The organism is Fuscibacter oryzae, from assembly GCF_016765795.1.
GTDB classification, from domain to species: domain Bacteria; phylum Pseudomonadota; class Alphaproteobacteria; order Rhodobacterales; family Rhodobacteraceae; genus Fuscibacter; species Fuscibacter oryzae.
Genome location: NZ_JAESVP010000004.1, coordinates 119,195 through 135,422, shown reverse-complemented (window position 1 = coordinate 135,422; position 16,228 = coordinate 119,195). Strand labels below are relative to the sequence as shown.

Here is a 16,228-nt window from a genome sequence, read left to right as displayed (position 1 = left end):
GCCCTGTGAAGATTGCCTATCTGGTCAATACCTATCCGCGTGCCTCGCACACGTTTATCCGGCGCGAGATTGCCGCGCTCGAGCGGCTGGGCCATAGCGTATTGCGCCTGTCGATGCGGTCGGACCGCGCGGCGCTGAAGGATGCCGCCGATCTGGCCGAAGATCGCCGCACAGAGCATGTGCTGGAAATGGGCGGGCGGCGGCTTGTGGCCTCGGCCTTGGGGTGGATGGTGGCGCGGCCCGGTCAGGCGTTGGCCGCGTTGCGGTTGGCGCTGGCGTGCGGGGCGCGCGGGGCGGCGGGCGTGCCCGGCACCGGCGGGCGGCTGCGCCATGTGATCTATTGGCTGGAGGCGGCGCATGTTGCCCGCCGTTGCAAGGATCAGGGCATCAGCCACCTGCATGCCCATTTCGGCACCAATTCGGCCACGGTCGCGCTGCTGGCCCGGCAGATGGGCGGGCCGGAGTATAGCTTTACCACCCATGGGCCAGAAGAGTTCGACGCGCCCCATGCGCTGGCCTTGGGCGACAAGATCGCAGGTGCCAAGGCCGTGGTTGCCATTTCTTCCTATGGCCGCAGCCAGTTGTGCCGTTGGACCCCGCCCGACAACTGGGGCAAGATCGCCGTTGTTCATTGCGGCATCGAACCCGGCGCCTTTGCCACCCCCTCCCCCCTGCCCGAAGGCGGGCCGCATCTGGTGGCGATTGGTCGTCTGGCTGGGCAAAAGGGCTTTGGCCTGCTGATTGAGGCGATGGCCCTTGCCGCCCCCACCCTGCCGGACCTGCACCTGACCCTTGTGGGCGACGGCGAATTGCGCGGCCAGATCGAGGGCGCAATTGCCCGCGCCGGTCTGGGCACGCGCATTCATCTGGCAGGCTGGCAGGACGAGGCAGGGGTGAAACAGGCACTGGCCAAGGCGACTGCGCTGATCCTGCCCTCTTTCGCCGAAGGCCTGCCCGTGGTGGTGATGGAGGCGATGGCGGCAGGGCGCCCGGTTATTGCCACCTCCATCGCCGGTGTGCCGGAGCTTGTCACGCCAGAGGTCGGCTGGCTGGTGCCCGCAGGCGACGCTGCCACCCTTGCCGATGCTATTGCGAAACTGGCCGCCACCCCGCGCGACACCTTGCAGGCCATGGGCCTTGCCGCGCGCAAGCGGGTGTTTGCCCGTCATGACATTGACCAAGAGGCCAGAAAACTGGCCGCCCTGTTCGGAGACACCCCATGAAGATCGTTCTGTGCTGTGCCAGCCATTCCGAAGCGATCCTGAACGCCAACCTTGGTCGCTCTCCCTGCATTATCGACGGGTCTTTGCCGCTGCATGTCGAATGGGGCGCACCTTCGGCCTCGGTCGCCTATAATCGCGCGCTGGATGCGACGGATGCCGAGATCGTGGTATTCGTTCATCATGACGTCTATCTGCCCAAGGGCTGGGATGCCGTTTTGCGCGCGCGTCTGGCGGAACTGCCCGACGACTGGGCGCTGTTCGGCAGCTTTGGCGTGGCGCTGGATGCAGGCCATATCGGGCCAGTCTGGTCGTCGTCGATCGGGCTGATCGCGGGCAGCGTGGCCTTGAAGCCGGTCGAGGTGCAAAGTTTTGATGAGCTGTTGATCATCATGAAACGCTCGGCTGGCCTGCGCTTTGATGAGGAGCTGCCGGGCTGGCACATGTATGGCACCGACATTGTGGCTATCGCACGGGCAAAGGGCTTTCGCGCCTATGCCGGGGCGCTGCCGCTGATTCACAATGACCGTTATCACGAGGCTTTGGACAGCGATTTCACCGCCTGCTACCACTATATGCGCCGCAAATGGCGGGCCGTGCTGCCGCTGCGGTCGCCGATCATCAAAATCTCAAAGTCCGGCCTGCATATCTGGCGCAACCGCTGGCGTGACATGCGCTCTCGCGATTTCCGCGAGAACATGGCGATTGATACCGAGGTTCAGCCCGAAGAATTCGCCCGCCGCTGTGGCTGGGTCGATCTGGGCCCCTCAGCCTGACGCCAGATCAGCCAGCGCCTGCGCCACACCTTGCGCAAGGGTGGCGTGGGACTCGGCTTCGAAATGCACGCCGTCCTGTGGGCTGACCTTGATCAGCGTACCCGCATCCAGAAAGCCGCAGCGCCTTGCGCGGGCAAGGTCGGCCAACAACGGCGGCAGGGCAAGGCCGCGCGCCCTTGCGCCGTAAAACTGGTCCATGATCGGGCCTTGCTCCAGCACCGGGGGCGGGCAGATCAAGAGGATGCGAAAGCCGCCGTGGCGATCTTGCATTTCGGTGGATTGCGCAATGTCCAGAAGGGCTGCAATGCCGCCGGTGATCAGCTCGGCGCTGGCACCATAGCGGGCCTTGGCATCATTGGTGCCCAGCATGATCGTCAGGAAATCAATCGGCCCATGGCTTTGCAGCGCGATTTTCAGCCCCTCGCGCCCGTCCATATGGCCCCCCATCACCGGATCGGCGAATTGCGCGGTGCGGCCGGGCAGCCCTTCTTCCACCAGATCCCAAGCCAGCGCCTTGGCCGCCAGAACCGGCCAGCGGGCGGCCGCATCGAACCGTCGATATTCGCCCTGCATCCGCATGGGCGGGGTGCCATGGGTGTTGCTGTCGCCAAAGCACAGAAGAACGGGCATCGCGGCCTCCCTTTTCCGGCAAAGGCTAGGCGGCGGGGTTTGCGCTGTAAACCCCGCCCGCCCCCTTCAATTCCGCGCCAAAGCCCCTCATATTACGGGCAACCATATCCATTCCGAGGACGCCATGTTCGGGACCACCGAAAAGCCTGCCACGCCCGCAGCCGCCACCAGCGACCTGATCAAGGACAGCACCGAAGCCACCTTTATGAAAGATGTGATCGAGGCCTCTCGCGAGGTGCCGGTGATCGTTGATTTCTGGGCACCGTGGTGCGGGCCGTGCAAAACCCTTGGCCCGGCACTGGAGGCCGCCGTCACCGCCGCCAGGGGCGCGGTGAAGATGGTCAAGGTGAACGTCGACGAAAATCAGATGATCGCAAGCCAACTGCGCATCCAGTCGATTCCCACCGTCTATGCCTTTTGGCAGGGCCAGCCGGTGGATGGCTTTCAGGGTGCGCTGCCCGCATCGGACATCAAGCGGTTTGTGGAGACGGTTGGCGCGATGGGCCCCGGTGCCGCCGATGGCGGTCTGGCCGAAGCGCTGGAGGCGGCCGAGCAGATGCTGGCCGAAGGCGCCGCTGCCGATGCCGCAGAAACCTTTGCCGCCATTCTGGAGGAAGAGCCCGAGAATGCCGGTGCCTATGGCGGGCTGATCCGCGCCCATCTGGCGGTGGGCAATCTGGATCAGGCCGAGGCGCTGGTGACAAATGCCCCCGCAGCCTTGGCCAAATCGAAAGAGGTCGAGGCGGCACGCGCCCAGATTGAGCTGGCCAAACAGGCCGCCAAGGCTGGCCCGGTTGAAGAATTGCGCGCAGCACTGGCCAAAGCCCCCGGCGACCGGCAGGTGATGTTTGATCTGGCCACCGCCCTGCACGCCACGGGTGATGTAGAAGGGGCCGTGGATACCCTGCTGGACCTGTTCAAACTGGACCGCGAATGGAACGACGGTGCCGCGCGCGCCCAGCTTTTCACGATTTTCGAGGCATTGAAGCCGCAGGACCCGATTGTGTTGAAGGGCCGTCGCCGTTTGTCGTCGATGATCTTCGCCTGATCCGGTTTCGCGCTATCTTCGGGATATGATGAAACACATCGACCTGCCCGACACGATTGCCGTCTTTCCCTTGCCCGGTGCGCTGCTGTTGCCGCGCGCCCGGTTGCCGCTGCATATCTTTGAACCGCGTTATCTGGCGATGCTGGATGATTGCCTGAAATCGCCCACCCGGCTGATTGGAATGATTCAGCCGCGCGAGGTGCCGGGGGGCGAGAAAAAGCTGTCGGCCATCGGCTGTGCCGGGCGGCTGACCGGGTTCAACGAAACCGAGGACGGGCGCTATATGATCACTCTGACCGGCGTGTCGCGCTTTCGTATCCGCGAAGAGGTACAGGGCTTTGCGCCCTATCGCCGCTGTCTGGTCGATTGGACGCCCTTTGCCCGCGATCTGGGCACCGCCGAGGAGGACAAAGGGTTTGACAGGCGCGGTTTTCTTGACCTGCTGGGCCGGTTTCTGGCGGCGCGCAAGCTGGGAACCGATTGGTCCAGCCTGAAGGATGCCGAGACGGAAATGCTGATCAACGCGCTGTCGATGCTGTTGCCCCTTGCGCCCGAGGACAAACAGGCGCTGCTGGAATCGCCCAGCCTGACCGCCCGGCGCGAGACGCTGGTGACCCTGATCGAATTCGCGCTGCGCTCTGGCGGTGCCCCTGACGAGGTTTTGCAATGACCGATGCCCCCCTTCACGACCGCCGGATGCTGGAGGCGCTGGTCTGCCCTGTCACCCATGCCGTCCTGACCTATGACGCCGAGGCGCAAGAGCTGATTTCCAAGGCCGCGCATCTGGCCTTTCCGATCCGCGACGGCATTCCGATCATGCTGGTCAGCGAGGCGCGCCAGATCGACTGAGCGAGTTCGACTGGACACCTTCGTCGGTCACGATGACCGACATGGGAATGTCGTGCCATTGCGGGAATACCGTGGCAAGTTCGGCCGATTGCAGGCCCACCCCCACCACGAACGGGCGCGGGCTGGCCGCCGCCAGCGTACGGTCAAAATAGCCCCCGCCATAGCCAAGGCGATAGTTTGCGCGGTCCCAACCAACCAGCGGGGCCAGCGAAAGGTCGGGGTGCAGCACCTTTGCCGAGGCAGGCGGGACGGGAATGTTCCAGTCTCCCCGCTCCATCACCATACCCGGATACCAGTGGCGAAAGACCAGCGGGCTGGCCTTTGTCACCACCACCGGCAGGGCGATGATCGCCCCCGCCGCGTGTAACTCCGTCAACCAGGGGCGCAGGTCGGCCTCGCCCTTGATCGGCCAATAGCCCGAAATCACGCGGCCTTTCGGATCGCCCAGCCAGCCGGACAGGCCCGCCGACAGATGCCGCATCAGGGCTGCCGCCCAATCCTGCCGTGCGGCCACCGCCATCGCCATGCGGTCAGCGCGCAGCCGCTCGCGTTCGGCGCGGCGCCAACGGGCCACCTCCAGTTCCTGTTGCATGTCATGCCCCTCGACCTCGGCCAGTGAACAGACGGGAGAGGACGGTGGCCGCTGCCCTGCCCCGGTCATGCCGCCACCCCCGCGCCTGGCAAGGACAGTTCGGCCCGCAGCCCCCGGCCCTGTGGGCCCTGCACCAGATGCAACTGCCCGCCGAACAGCGCCGCGATTTCGGCAACGATGGGCAGGCCAAGGCCCAAGCCCGCCGGACCCGAGGCCCCCCGCGCAAACCGCGCCGACAATTGGGCGCGGGCAGCGGCGGGAATGCCGGGGCCGTCATCTTCAACCGCCAGCACCACGGTATCGTCGTTGCGGGCAACCTCGACCGTCACCACCGCCCCGGTTCCTGCATAGGCCAACGCATTGTCGATCAGGTTCTTCAGCGCCTCGGCCAGCAGGACAGGCTCTGCCCGCGCCAGTGCCGGGGTGCCGCTAAAGCCCAGATCGATTCCGGCAGCGGCGGCGCGGGGCACCATCTCGCCGGTCAGTTCGCGCGCAAGGGCCGCCACCTCAATGGCAGCGCCCGGCTGGCCGGTGGCGGCATCTACCCGCGCCAGCAGCAACAGTTGCGCCAGAATACGCTCGGCATCGGCCAGCGCGGCATCGCCCTTGTCAGTGGCATCGCGGGCCGCGGCAAGACTATCGGCACGCCCGGCCAGCGCAAGCTGGGTGCGGATCACAGCCAGCGGCGTGCGCAACTGGTGGCCCGCATTGCCGGTAAAGTTGCGCAAGGCATCCAGCGCGGTTTCCAGCCGCATCATCAGCGAATTCACCGCCTCGACCAGCCCCTGCACCTCTGACGGCACCTCGGCCCGGATCGGCGACAGATCATCGGGCGAGCGGTCGGCAATCGCCTCGCCCAGCCGGTTCAGCGGGCGCAAGGCGAGGGGCACCGCAATCCAGACGATGGCGGCGGCGCCAAGGATCATGCCCAAAAGCCGCAAGGCTGATGACAGCAGGATCGCCTGGGTCAACTCCCGTCGCGCCAAGGTGGATTCCGCGACCGTCACTGTGAAGGGCACCGCACCGACGCCGGTCGTGGCGGTGCGCGCCAGCGTGATCAGGCGGATCGGATCATCGGCAAAGGTGCTGTCGGCAAAACCCTTGCCATCAGTGCCCGGCACCGCCAGCGCCAATTGCTCATAGCCGGTGATAAAGCCCTGCGGTCCGTCAACCCGGTAAAACACCCGGTCCTGCGCGGTCGAGGTCAGCATTTCCAGCGCGGAATAGGGAATATCAACCGAAAGGCCGGTATCTTCGCCCACCGTCACCCGCTCGGCGATGGCCAGTGCCGACCCGGCCAGAACCCGGTCCGACAGATCGGTCGCCGTATCGGCCGCCTCGCGCCAGGTATCGGCCAGCGCCAGCAGGCCCAGCACGACGGTCGCCGCCAGCAGCCAACCCAGCAAGCGGCGGCGCAGGCTGCCCGTCATGGCGCGCGCTCGATGTAATAGCCGATGCCGCGCGCGGTGCGCAGATGCACGCCATGGGGGGCAAGGCGGCGGCGCAGGCGGCTGGTATATTGTTCAATGGCATTGTCAGACAGGCTGTCATCCAGCGAGGTCATCGACTGAACGATGGCCTCCTTGGTCACCACCTTGCCCGCCCGCATGAACAGCAGTTCCAGCAGCGAATGTTCGCGCGCGGGCAGGTCCAACGTCTGGCCCGCCACCGAAAAGCGACGGGCGGCAAGGTCAAGCTTGACCGCGCCCACCGTCACCTCGGCCGCGCGCAGCCCCGCCTGACGCCGCAAAAGCGAGCGGACCCGCGCTTCGAACTCGCCAATGTCAAAGGGTTTGACCAGATAGTCATCTGCCCCCAGATCAAGGCCGCGAATGCGGTCTTCGGGCGTGCCGCGCGCTGTCAGGATCAGCACCGCCGCCTGATTGTTGCGCGCCCGTATTGCGCGCAGAAAGGACAGGCCGTCCATTTCGGGCAGATTGAGATCAAGGATGATGAGGTCAAAGCGTTCCGCCGCCGCAAGCGCCTCGGCAGATACGCCATCGCCCACCCGGTCCACGGCATAGCCCGCGCCGGTCAGCAACTGCGCCAGTCCCTCGGCCAAAGCCGCGTTATCCTCGACCAGAAGTATCCGCATCACGCCTCCCCCTGATGGTAACCCTAGCGGGCGTCACGGGCGTTGTGAACCATGCCGCGCGCTGCCATGATGCGCCCATGCTGGCCCGCCTTGCCCATGCCTTTGCTCTTAGCCTGGTTACAGTTTGTCCAGGTGCGCTGCCCTGCCGGGCAGAGGTCTTCAGCTTTGCCGCCTTCTCTGGGGCAACCGGGCAAGAGGTGGTGATCTATTCCTCGCTGGATGAACGGCTGGCCCAGCCGCTGATTGCGGGATTTCAGGCCGAAAACCCCGATGTTGCCGTGCGGTATGAAGACCTGCTGACCGGCCAGATCGCCGCCCGCATCGTGGCCGAAACCGATGCAGGCGGCGTGACGGCCGATTTCGCCTTTTCCTCGGCAATGGATTTGCAGGTGAAACTGGCCAATGACGGCTATGCGCAAGAGGCGACAGTGCCCGAAAGCGCCGCCTGGCCGCGATGGGCCAACTGGCGCAACATGGCCTTTGCCCTGACATTTGAACCGGCGGTGCTGGTTTACAACCGCCCAGCCTTTGCGGGCAGCGCCCCCCCTGCCAGCCGCTATGAACTGGTGCAATGGCTGGCGCGGGGCGGAGTGGCCCTGCATGGCCGCATCGGCACCTATGACATTCAGAAATCTGCCGTGGGTTTTCTGTTCCTCGCGCGCGATCAGGAACATTACCCCGATATCTGGTCGGTCATCCGGGCCATGGGGGCGGCGGGGGTGCAGGAATTCGCCACCTCGCAGGAGATTTTGGAGCGGGTGTCGGACGGGCGGCTGCTGGTGGGCTACAACATCCTTGGCTCTTACGCTGCCGATTGGGCGCGCAGCCATCCCGATGTGGGGCTGGTGCTGCCGCGCGATTTCACAGTGGTCGTCTCTCGCGTGGGGCTGGTGCCGCGCGCGGCGGGCAGGCCCGATCTGGGCGCGCGGTTTCTGGCCTTTGTCATGTCAAAGGCGGGCCAGACCATTCTGGCCGAAAAGCTGCGGCTTCCGGCTGTCAGCCTTGAGGTCTCGGCCGAAAACAGCGCAGGCGCGATGGAGGCGGCCTTGGGCGCGCAATTGCGCCCGGTTCCGGTATCACCCGGCCTGCTGGTTTATCTGGACCAGTCCAAGCGCGCCCGGCTGATCGCGCGCTGGCAGGCGGCATTGTCGGGCGACTGAGTTTTCCCAGTGCCCAAGGCTTGGGCATTTTTCTTCGCCCATGTCAGCTTTGTGACAGGTTGGCCATGCAGGAATGGGTCATCCGGCCTTGCCGGTCATGGGAGGAGACTTGCAATGAAACATACCCTTTTCGCAGGGATGATGGCGGCTGCGCTGGCGCTGCCCGCCCACGCCACGGATTACATGATCATGGCCCCCGCCTCGCCGGGTGGCGGCTGGGACCAGACGGCCCGCACCATGCAAGAGGTGTTGCAGGCTGATGGCATTTCCAGCTCGGTTCAGGTGCAGAACGTGCCGGGGGCGGGCGGCACTGTGGGTCTGGCGCAATTCGCCTCGCAGAATGCGGGCAAGGCAGATCAGTTGATCGTCGGCGGTTTCGTGATGGTGGGCGCAATCCTGACCAACGCCTCGCCCGTGTCGCTGGCCGATGTGACGCCGATTGCGCGCCTGACGGGTGAGTATGAGGCGATTGTGGTGCCTGCCTCTTCGGATATCAAGGACATCAACGGCCTCGTCGAAAAGCTCAAGGCTGATCCGGGTGCCGTTTCCTGGGCAGGCGGTTCCGCCGGTGGCACCGACCACATCGCCGTGGGCCTGATCGCCAAGGCGGCGGGTGTGGACCCCACCAAGATCAACTACATCGCCTATTCCGGCGGTGGCGAGGCGCTGGCCGCCATTCTTGGCTCGCAGGTGACGGCAGGCATTTCCGGTCTGGGCGAGTTCAAGGCGCAGGCCGATGCCGGTGCGCTGCGCATTCTGGCCGTCACCTCGGACGAGCGGATTGCAGGCGTCGATGCGCCGACGCTGAAGGAATCCGGTCTGGATGTGGTGCTGCAAAACTGGCGCATGGTTGCCGCAGCGCCGGGCATCACCGACGAGCAGAAGGCCGCGATTTCGGCTGATGTCGAAAAGATGGTGAACTCTGACGCGTGGAAGACCGCGCTGGAAACCAAGGGCTGGGCCAATACCTATCTGGCGGGCGATGCCTTCAAGGCGCAGCTTGATGCCGACATCGCCTCGACCTCGACCGTCCTCAAGGACATTGGTCTGGTGAAATGAGCGGGTACAACCCCTCGCAGCGCCGCCCCGATGGGGCGGCGCTGGCCATGGCGGGGCTGCTAGCGGTCCTTGGTGGCGTGATCCTGTGGGATGCGGCGCGCCTGCACCAGACCGGCGGATACAGCGGTGTGGGCCCCGGTGATGTGGCCCGCTGGATCGGCTATGCCCTGCTGGCGCTGGCGGTCTGGTCGGGGGTTGCGGCCTTTCGCGAAACCCCGGTCCGTCCGCCCCGGCAGGATGCGGTGTCGGTGCTGTGGGTTGCGGGCGGGCTTGGCGCGCAGATCCTGCTGCTGAACACCGCCGGTTTTGCCATTGCGACTGGGCTTTTGTTCGCCTTTACCGCCCGAGGTTTCGGCAAGCGCAATCTGGCGCTGACCATTCCTGTGGGCATCATCTTTGCGCTGGTGGTCTATCTGGTTTTTGCGGGGCTGTTGAAGCTGACCCTGCCAGCCGGGCCGCTGGAGCATCTGTTTTTGGGGAAATAGGATGGAGGCGCTTTCCTTCCTGATGCAGGGGCTGTCGGTCGCGATGGACCCGATGCTGCTGCTTTATGCGCTGATCGGGGTGACCTTGGGCACCGCCGTGGGAGTGCTGCCCGGCATCGGCCCGGCGTTGACCGTCGCCCTTTTGTTGCCGGTGACCTATGGCCATGACCCTGCCGGGTCGCTGATCATGTTCGCGGGCATTTACTATGGCGGGATGTATGGCGGTTCAACCACTTCGATCCTGCTGAACACGCCCGGCGAAAGTGCGTCGATCATCACCGCGCTGGAGGGCAACAAGATGGCCCGTGCGGGGCGGGGTGGCCCGGCGCTGGCAACCGCCGCCATCGGGTCGTTCATCGCGGGTCTGATCGCCACGCTCGCGCTGGCGTTTCTTGCGCCCTATGTGGTCAAGGTGGCGCTGGCCTTTGGGCCGCGTGATTACTTTGCCCTGATGTGCCTGTCGTTCATCACCGTATCGTCGGCTTTTGGGGACAGTGCGCGCAAGGGGCTGATTTCCTTGTTCATCGGGCTGTCGCTGGCGCTGGTGGGGATTGACCAGTTGACCGGGCAGGCGCGGCTGGCTTTCGGCGTGCCGCAGCTTTTGGACGGGATCGAGGTGACAACGCTGGCCGTCGCCATGTTTGCGCTGGGCGAGGCGTTCTTTGTGGCGGGTAACCGCGCCACGGGCGACGATCAGGTCATTGCCATCAAAGGCTCGGTCTGGATGACGGCGCAGGACTGGGCGCGGTCGTGGAAGGCATGGCTGCGCGGCACGGTGATTGGCTTTCCAATCGGCGCGCTGCCTGCGGGCGGGGCCGAAATTGGCACTTTCCTGTCTTATGCCGCCGAAAAGCGGCTGTCCAAACACCCGGAGGAGTTTGGCAATGGCGCGATTGAGGGCGTGGCAGGGCCAGAGGCCGCGAACAACGCCTCGGCCGCCGGAACGCTGGTGCCGCTGCTGACGCTGGGCCTGCCCACCAGTGCAACAGCCGCCATCATGCTGGCCGGGTTTCAGCAATTCGGGCTGCAACCGGGGCCGCTGCTGTTTGTGACCAACCCGCAACTGGTCTGGGGGCTGATCGCCAGCCTGCTGATTGCCAACTGCATGCTGCTGGTCTTGAACCTGCCGCTGATCGGGCTGTGGGTGCGTCTGCTGACCATCCCGAAGCCCTGGCTTTACGCGGGCATCATGGTCTTCGCCACGTTGGGCACCATCGGGGCCAACCCTTCGCCCGTGGAACTGGCCATGCTGCTGATCTTTGGCCTGATGGGCTATCTGATGCGGGTGCATGGCTATCCGATCGCGCCGGTGGTGGTGGGCCTGATCCTGGGGCCGATGGCCGAACAGCAACTGCGCCGGGCACTGTCGATTGCGCAGGGCGACGTGTTAACGTTAGTCGGCTCGCCCCTGTCGGCCACGCTGCTGGCCTTTTCAGTGTTGGCTTTGGTGGTGCCAATGGTGCTGCGGATGCGTGGCAAGGGGCAGATGCTATCGCAACTGGCGGCGGAAGAAGACTGATCCACAAGGGTCAATGCACGAAACCGAAGCACACGGGATGACGGTCTAAGCCGTTTCCCGTGTGCTTTGGTTATACGAACTCCTCCATCCCCTGCAAGCGAGCCGTCACGGGTACCCGTGGCGCTGTGGTGCATTGCGCTTTGGTGACGCAGCAGCAAGCAGGCCGTATTGTACTTTAGTATTTATAAATGATAAGCTAAATTGACATTTATAAATCTATTTCCTAGCGTTCTCGGACCAAAGACCCAACCGAGCGCACGCCATGATTTCCGCAACATCACCCGACACCCCCCTTGCCCGCGATGCGGCGTGGTCTGTGTTGGGCGGGCTGTCGCAGGTCGATGTTCTGATTATCGGCGGTGGGGTGAACGGCGTCGCGACGCTGCGGGATCTGGCGCTGAACGGCGTGACGGCGGTGCTGGTCGAGCAGGGCGACTTCTGCTCTGGCGCCAGTGGCGCCTCCAGCCGGATGGCGCATGGCGGCTTGCGGTATCTGGAGGGGAGAGAGTTCCGGCTGGTGGCCGAAGCCGCGCGCGAACGCAACGCCCTGCTTCATGACGCGCCCCATGCGGTGCGGCCGTTGCAGATTGTGGTCCCGCTGGAGCATCGGCTGCGAGGTCTGGGCGGGGCCATACTGCGCTTTTCCGGTCTGTCAAAGCGGCCCGGCCCCCTTAGCCTTGTGGCCTTGAAGGGCGCATTGACTTTTTATGAGCGCTTTGGCGCGGTGCGCCGGGCCCTGCCGCGTCATTCCGCCTGGGGGCGCAACGCTGCCGTGACCAAGGGAATGCCCGATGGCGTGAAAGCCGTGGTTACCTATTTTGACGGCCAGATCCTGTGCCCCGAGGGGCTGGTGATGGAAATGCTGGGCGAGGCGATGACGCAGTCCGGTGTCACAGCCCTGAACCATGTGGCATGGGCCCCCGACGGGGCGGGTGGCATCGTGATCACCGATACCATTCAGGGTGGGCGACAGGCAGTTGTGCATCCGCGCGTGATCGTGAATGCGGCTGGCGCGGCAATTGACCGGGTGAACGCGCGCCTTGGCATCGCTGGCACTTTGATCCGGGGGGTCAAGGGGGCCCATCTGTTGCTGCGCAATGCTTTGTTGCAGCGCCGCATGAACGGGCGGGCCTATTACTTTGATGATGGCACCGGGAGAATGGTGATCTGCCTGCCTGTCGGTGATTGCATCCTGATGGGAACGACCGAGGTAGAGACCGCCGATCCTGACGACCGCAATGTTGAAGGGGCCGAGATTGGCTATCTCCTGGCGGCGCTCACCCGGTTGTTCGCCGACATTCGTCCCACCAGAGACCAGATTATCGCGGTGACAACGGGCATCCGCCCGCTTCAGGCGGGCGATGGCAGCGCGACGCAGGCCGCGCGCGATCATGCACTGGTCGAGGCACGGCATGGCACCGTGCCGGTTCTGTCGCTGGTGGGCGGCAAATGGACAACCTTTCGCTCTTTCGCCGAACAGGCTGCTGATGTCGCGCTGACGCGGCTGGGCCGCAGGCGCAATTTATCTACCGCTGGCAGGCCCTATCCGGGCGCGGCGGCGCTGGATGCGGCCACCCTTGCCGCACGGCTGGGGACAAGCGAGGCCCGGATCGCTACCCTGATTGTCAGATATGGCGCGCTGGCGGCAGCGGTTGCCGTCGAAGAGGCAGCCGGCCCCATGGTGGCACTGCCCGGTCAGCCCGACTATAGCGAGGCCGAGATTGCGTGGCTGGTGCGCAACCGCATGGCTTGCCGTCTGGAAGACCTCGTGCTGCGGCGCACAGGTCTGGTAACAACCGGGTGCCTGACAGCCGAAACCCTGCGTGCCTGCGCCGCTGTGATGGCCCGCAAGCTGGGCCGCGACGAAAGCTGGATCGAGGCTGAACTGGCTACGGTGCTGCGTGATCCGCGCATTCTGGGCCTGCAAGTCGTGACGAGAGCATGACCCGCCGCGACCTGCCGCTGGTCTTGGCGATTGACGCGGGGGGCACCGCAGTCAAGGTTGCGCTGATCGACGCCTTTGGCCGGGTAGAGGCATTACAGGCTGCGGCGGTGGCCACCCTGCATCACCCGGACGGGCGGGTAGAGCGTGATCCTGTGGCTTTCTGGCAGGCGACCGCAACGGCCATTCGCGGCCTGATGCAGCACGCGGATGCCGCGAGTCGGCTGGTCGCGGTGGGCTGTACCGGATTTGGCAACGGCATCTTTCTGGTGGACGGTGCGGGCCAGCCGACGCGACCCTGCATCGTTTCGGTCGATCACCGGGCGCAACCCCTGGCTGATCGACTGCACCGCGACGGGCGGGCCACCCTGATTTCACAGATGAACGGTCAGCGCATCTGGGGCGGGCAGACCGTGATGCAATTGGCTCATCTGGCCGAGACCGAGCCGGAGGTGATGGCTGCCAGCCGCTGGGCCCTGTCCTGCAAGGATTATCTGCGGATGTGCCTGACTGGCACGGCGGCAACCGACCCCACCGATGCCAGTGGCGGCGGGCTGATGGACCTGAACAGGGCAAGTCATTCAACCGAAATCTGGCAGGTGCTGGCCCTGCCAAGCCTGACGCCTAGGCTGCCGCCCGTTGTCAGCAGTTCGGCGGTGGCCGGACGGGTAAATGCCGCCGCCGCCGCTCAGACCGGCCTGCCCGAAGGCCTGCCCGTGGCAAGCGGCATGATGGATGTTGCCGCCTGCGCCTTGGGTGCCGGTGTCACCTCGTCCGACCGGATGGTGATGATTGCCGGAACCTGGGCGATCAACGCGCTGGAGGTGCAAGCCACCACGGTAAACGACCCACCGATCCTGAACATGCTGCACCGCGACGGCGCGGCCCGGCTGGTGGCCGAAGGCAGCCCCTCATCCGCCGCCAATCTGGGATGGTATATCGACCGCGCCATGGCGGGCCGGATGACGATGGCCGAAGCCATGGAGGCCATGGCCCGTGTGCCGGTTGCCGCCCGCCGCTGCCGGTTTCTGCCCTATGTCCATGGCCCGCTGCCCCGGCAGGGCACCTTTATCGGGCTTGCCGCATCGGATGACGCGGGCAGCATGATCCGCGCAATCTGCGAAGCGGTGGCCTTTCAACACCGCCGCCATGCTGAAGAGATCCTGCGCCATGCAGATGGCCACTGGCCCGCAGCGATCCGCCTGACGGGGGGGGCCGCGCGGTCACCACACTGGGCGCAGATCTTTGCCGATGTCTGCGGCCGCCCGGTCGAGGTGGTGGAGGCTGAAGAAGTTGGTGCCTTGGGGGCCGCGATCTGCGCGGCGGTGGCAGGTGGGCTTTATCGAGATCTTGGCGCGGCCAGCACCGCCATGTGCCGGATCGGTCGCAGCCATGCGCCATCCAAGGACCATACCGCGCTGTACGAGCAAGGTTACAAGGAATTCCAACGGCTTGACCGGGGAATGATGGATCTGGCCGCCGCAACGTCGGCACCGCCCTGATCGCGCATCGGGCGACAGATCGGAACTGCACGACCACATAGGGAGAGAGGAAAATGACGATGACACTGAAGGGATTTATGGCTGGCACCGCCTGTGCCGCCCTGTTGCCTTTGGCGGCAATGGCGCAGGATACCGCCGCCTGCATGGGCAAGCTGCCAGAGTTGAACGTGATCGGGCAAGGTATGCCCGCCGTAACCGCGCTGGACGCCCATCTGGCCGAGTTCAACAAGAAATGGGGAACCGAGGTCAAGATCACCCTTTTGGGTGAGAATGAGCGGCGCGCAAAGGCCCGGCTGGACGTATCGACCGGCGCAGGTTCCTATCAGGTCATTTACATGGACGAGGCCAATCTGGCCGAATACGTCAATGCCGGTTGGGTTTATCCGCTGGCTGACGTGGTTCCGGCTGACTATGACCTCAAGGATTTCCGCGTCGATCTGGCCAATGTCGCCTCGTCCGGCGGGGTGCAGTATTTTGCGCCTTTTGTCGGCGGCGGCGACATCATGATGTATCGCAAGGATCTGCTGGAGGCCAAAGGCATTGCCCCGCCGAAAACGCTGGACGAGATGGTAGCCGCGATCAAGGCGCTGAACGATCCTGCGAACAAGGTCTATGGCTGGTCAGCGCGGGGGCAGCGCGGCTCTGGCATGAACGTGTGGCGCTGGACGCCATTCTTCCGTGCCATGGGCGGCGAGTGGCTGAAAGACGGCGCACCGGCCTTTGCCTCTGAGGCGGCGGTCAAGGCGACTGACCTTTATATTGACCTGATGCACTCTGCCCCACCCGGCGTGGGCACCTTCAACTGGTCGGATTCGGTCGAGGCATTTCGCGGTGGCCAGGTGGCGATCCTGATCGAAAGCGACGTCTTCGGCCCGTGGATGGAAGATGCCAGCAAAAGTCAGGTCGTGGGCAAAGTCGGCTATGCGCCGCCACCGGAACCCCTGCCCTCGGCGGGATGGGCGCATGGCTGGGCGATTTCGACCGTGGGGGCCAAGGACGATTGCGCCAAGGTCATCGCGGGTGATTTCGTGGGCTGGGCCACATCGAAAGAGATGGAGCAGCAGCGCCTTGCCGCAGGTATCGCCTCTGACATCGCCCGCATCTCCAGCCTGCAAAGCGAGGCTTACAAAAAGGCCGTACCGCAGGAATACATCGACGCGCTGCTGGCGACCGGCCCCAGGACCAACCTGCTGATCATGGCCAACCCGGCCTGGCCAGAGATCGGTGACACGCTGGGCCTTGCGCTGGAAGAACTGTTCACCGGCACCCGCAGCGACATTCAGGCATCGCTGGACGAGGTGTCTTTTGCCGCCGAAGACGCGCTGGCGCGTGTGAAATGATGGCCTGCCCG

Annotated in this window: 16 protein-coding genes; 12 read left to right on the top strand and 4 right to left on the bottom strand. The window is 64.9% G+C overall.

What is annotated here, in order from left to right:
* The first annotated feature begins 5 nt into the window (after window positions 1-5).
* Entirely contained in the window at window positions 6-1,223 is a 1,218-nt protein-coding gene (locus tag JI744_RS08855; RefSeq protein WP_202659723.1) for a glycosyltransferase family 4 protein, read from the top strand.
* Window positions 1,220-1,996 (top strand): glycosyltransferase family protein, encoded by a 777-nt coding sequence (locus tag JI744_RS08850; protein WP_202659721.1) that lies wholly within the window; start codon window positions 1,220-1,222, stop codon window positions 1,994-1,996. The genes JI744_RS08855 and JI744_RS08850 overlap by 4 nt, the downstream gene beginning before the upstream one ends.
* Here JI744_RS08850 and JI744_RS08845 read toward each other — a convergent pair.
* The gene (locus tag JI744_RS08845) at window positions 1,988-2,626 is read right to left on the bottom strand and encodes a GDSL-type esterase/lipase family protein (RefSeq protein ID WP_202659719.1); all 639 of its coding nucleotides are present in this window, start codon (window positions 2,624-2,626) and stop codon (window positions 1,988-1,990) included. The two genes, JI744_RS08850 and JI744_RS08845, sit on opposite strands and share 9 nt — an antisense overlap.
* 124 nt (window positions 2,627-2,750) lie before the next feature.
* Between JI744_RS08845 and trxA the strand changes: the two genes are divergently transcribed.
* The 3 genes from trxA to JI744_RS08830 are packed head-to-tail and all read left to right on the top strand — an operon-like array spanning window position 2,751 to window position 4,523.
* Window positions 2,751-3,674 (top strand): thioredoxin, encoded by a 924-nt coding sequence (trxA, locus tag JI744_RS08840; protein WP_202659717.1) that lies wholly within the window; start codon window positions 2,751-2,753, stop codon window positions 3,672-3,674.
* Between the two features lie 25 nt (window positions 3,675-3,699).
* Window positions 3,700-4,344 (top strand): LON peptidase substrate-binding domain-containing protein, encoded by a 645-nt coding sequence (locus JI744_RS08835; protein ID WP_202659711.1) that lies wholly within the window; start codon window positions 3,700-3,702, stop codon window positions 4,342-4,344.
* Window positions 4,341-4,523, top strand: coding sequence for a Trm112 family protein (locus tag JI744_RS08830; protein WP_202659703.1), 183 nt, complete (start codon window positions 4,341-4,343; stop codon window positions 4,521-4,523). The genes JI744_RS08835 and JI744_RS08830 overlap by 4 nt, the downstream gene beginning before the upstream one ends.
* Here the strand turns inward: JI744_RS08830 and JI744_RS08825 are convergent.
* Genes JI744_RS08825 through JI744_RS08815 form a run of 3 tightly spaced genes read right to left on the bottom strand, consistent with a single transcriptional unit; the run spans window position 4,498 to window position 7,210 of the window.
* Window positions 4,498-5,184, bottom strand: a complete 687-nt coding sequence (locus JI744_RS08825) for a 5-formyltetrahydrofolate cyclo-ligase (protein ID WP_202659701.1) — start codon at window positions 5,182-5,184, stop codon at window positions 4,498-4,500. The genes JI744_RS08830 and JI744_RS08825 overlap by 26 nt on opposite strands.
* Window positions 5,181-6,545, bottom strand: coding sequence for a sensor histidine kinase (locus JI744_RS08820; RefSeq protein ID WP_202659699.1), 1,365 nt, complete (start codon window positions 6,543-6,545; stop codon window positions 5,181-5,183). The genes JI744_RS08825 and JI744_RS08820 overlap by 4 nt, the downstream gene beginning before the upstream one ends.
* Entirely contained in the window at window positions 6,542-7,210 is a 669-nt protein-coding gene (locus JI744_RS08815) for a response regulator (protein ID WP_202659697.1), read from the bottom strand. The genes JI744_RS08820 and JI744_RS08815 overlap by 4 nt, the downstream gene beginning before the upstream one ends.
* A gap of 14 nt (window positions 7,211-7,224) precedes the next feature.
* Between JI744_RS08815 and JI744_RS08810 the strand changes: the two genes are divergently transcribed.
* The 7 genes from JI744_RS08810 to JI744_RS08780 all read left to right on the top strand — a co-directional run bounded on the left by JI744_RS08810 (window position 7,225) and on the right by JI744_RS08780 (window position 16,217).
* The gene (locus JI744_RS08810) at window positions 7,225-8,370 is read left to right on the top strand and encodes an ABC transporter substrate-binding protein (protein ID WP_236019351.1); all 1,146 of its coding nucleotides are present in this window, start codon (window positions 7,225-7,227) and stop codon (window positions 8,368-8,370) included.
* 114 nt (window positions 8,371-8,484) lie between these two features.
* Entirely contained in the window at window positions 8,485-9,429 is a 945-nt protein-coding gene (locus tag JI744_RS08805; RefSeq protein WP_202659695.1) for a tripartite tricarboxylate transporter substrate binding protein, read from the top strand.
* Window positions 9,426-9,914 carry a tripartite tricarboxylate transporter TctB family protein gene (locus tag JI744_RS08800; protein ID WP_202659693.1) on the top strand — a complete coding sequence of 163 codons (489 nt, stop codon included), beginning with the start codon at window positions 9,426-9,428 and terminating at the stop codon, window positions 9,912-9,914. The genes JI744_RS08805 and JI744_RS08800 overlap by 4 nt, the downstream gene beginning before the upstream one ends.
* 1 nt (window position 9,915) lies before the next feature.
* Window positions 9,916-11,433, top strand: a complete 1,518-nt coding sequence (locus tag JI744_RS08795; protein ID WP_202659691.1) for a tripartite tricarboxylate transporter permease — start codon at window positions 9,916-9,918, stop codon at window positions 11,431-11,433.
* Window positions 11,434-11,695: 262 nt separating this feature from the next.
* Entirely contained in the window at window positions 11,696-13,378 is a 1,683-nt protein-coding gene (locus JI744_RS08790; RefSeq protein WP_202659689.1) for a glycerol-3-phosphate dehydrogenase/oxidase, read from the top strand.
* Entirely contained in the window at window positions 13,375-14,877 is a 1,503-nt protein-coding gene (locus JI744_RS08785; RefSeq protein WP_202659687.1) for an FGGY-family carbohydrate kinase, read from the top strand. The genes JI744_RS08790 and JI744_RS08785 overlap by 4 nt, the downstream gene beginning before the upstream one ends.
* A gap of 59 nt (window positions 14,878-14,936) precedes the next feature.
* The gene (locus JI744_RS08780; protein ID WP_202659684.1) at window positions 14,937-16,217 is read left to right on the top strand and encodes an ABC transporter substrate-binding protein; all 1,281 of its coding nucleotides are present in this window, start codon (window positions 14,937-14,939) and stop codon (window positions 16,215-16,217) included.
* The last annotated feature ends 11 nt before the right edge of the window (window positions 16,218-16,228 follow it).

Bases quoted from the DNA above. Each gene is read 5' to 3' on its own strand.
- JI744_RS08805 (WP_202659695.1), top strand. From the start codon at position 8,485: ATGAAACATACCCTTTTCGCAGGGATGATGGCGGCTGCGCTGGCGCTG.
- JI744_RS08800 (WP_202659693.1), top strand. From the start codon at position 9,426: ATGAGCGGGTACAACCCCTCGCAGCGCCGCCCCGATGGGGCGGCGCTG.
- JI744_RS08825 (WP_202659701.1), bottom strand. From the start codon at position 5,184: ATGACCGGGGCAGGGCAGCGGCCACCGTCCTCTCCCGTCTGTTCACTG.
- JI744_RS08830 (WP_202659703.1), top strand. From the start codon at position 4,341: ATGACCGATGCCCCCCTTCACGACCGCCGGATGCTGGAGGCGCTGGTC.
- JI744_RS08795 (WP_202659691.1), top strand. From the start codon at position 9,916: ATGGAGGCGCTTTCCTTCCTGATGCAGGGGCTGTCGGTCGCGATGGAC.
- JI744_RS08785 (WP_202659687.1), top strand. From the start codon at position 13,375: ATGACCCGCCGCGACCTGCCGCTGGTCTTGGCGATTGACGCGGGGGGC.
- trxA (WP_202659717.1), top strand. From the start codon at position 2,751: ATGTTCGGGACCACCGAAAAGCCTGCCACGCCCGCAGCCGCCACCAGC.
- JI744_RS08810 (WP_236019351.1), top strand. From the start codon at position 7,225: ATGGTAACCCTAGCGGGCGTCACGGGCGTTGTGAACCATGCCGCGCGC.
- JI744_RS08790 (WP_202659689.1), top strand. From the start codon at position 11,696: ATGATTTCCGCAACATCACCCGACACCCCCCTTGCCCGCGATGCGGCG.
- JI744_RS08820 (WP_202659699.1), bottom strand. From the start codon at position 6,545: ATGACGGGCAGCCTGCGCCGCCGCTTGCTGGGTTGGCTGCTGGCGGCG.
- JI744_RS08850 (WP_202659721.1), top strand. From the start codon at position 1,220: ATGAAGATCGTTCTGTGCTGTGCCAGCCATTCCGAAGCGATCCTGAAC.
- JI744_RS08845 (WP_202659719.1), bottom strand. From the start codon at position 2,626: ATGCCCGTTCTTCTGTGCTTTGGCGACAGCAACACCCATGGCACCCCG.
- JI744_RS08835 (WP_202659711.1), top strand. From the start codon at position 3,700: ATGATGAAACACATCGACCTGCCCGACACGATTGCCGTCTTTCCCTTG.
- JI744_RS08780 (WP_202659684.1), top strand. From the start codon at position 14,937: ATGACACTGAAGGGATTTATGGCTGGCACCGCCTGTGCCGCCCTGTTG.
- JI744_RS08815 (WP_202659697.1), bottom strand. From the start codon at position 7,210: ATGCGGATACTTCTGGTCGAGGATAACGCGGCTTTGGCCGAGGGACTG.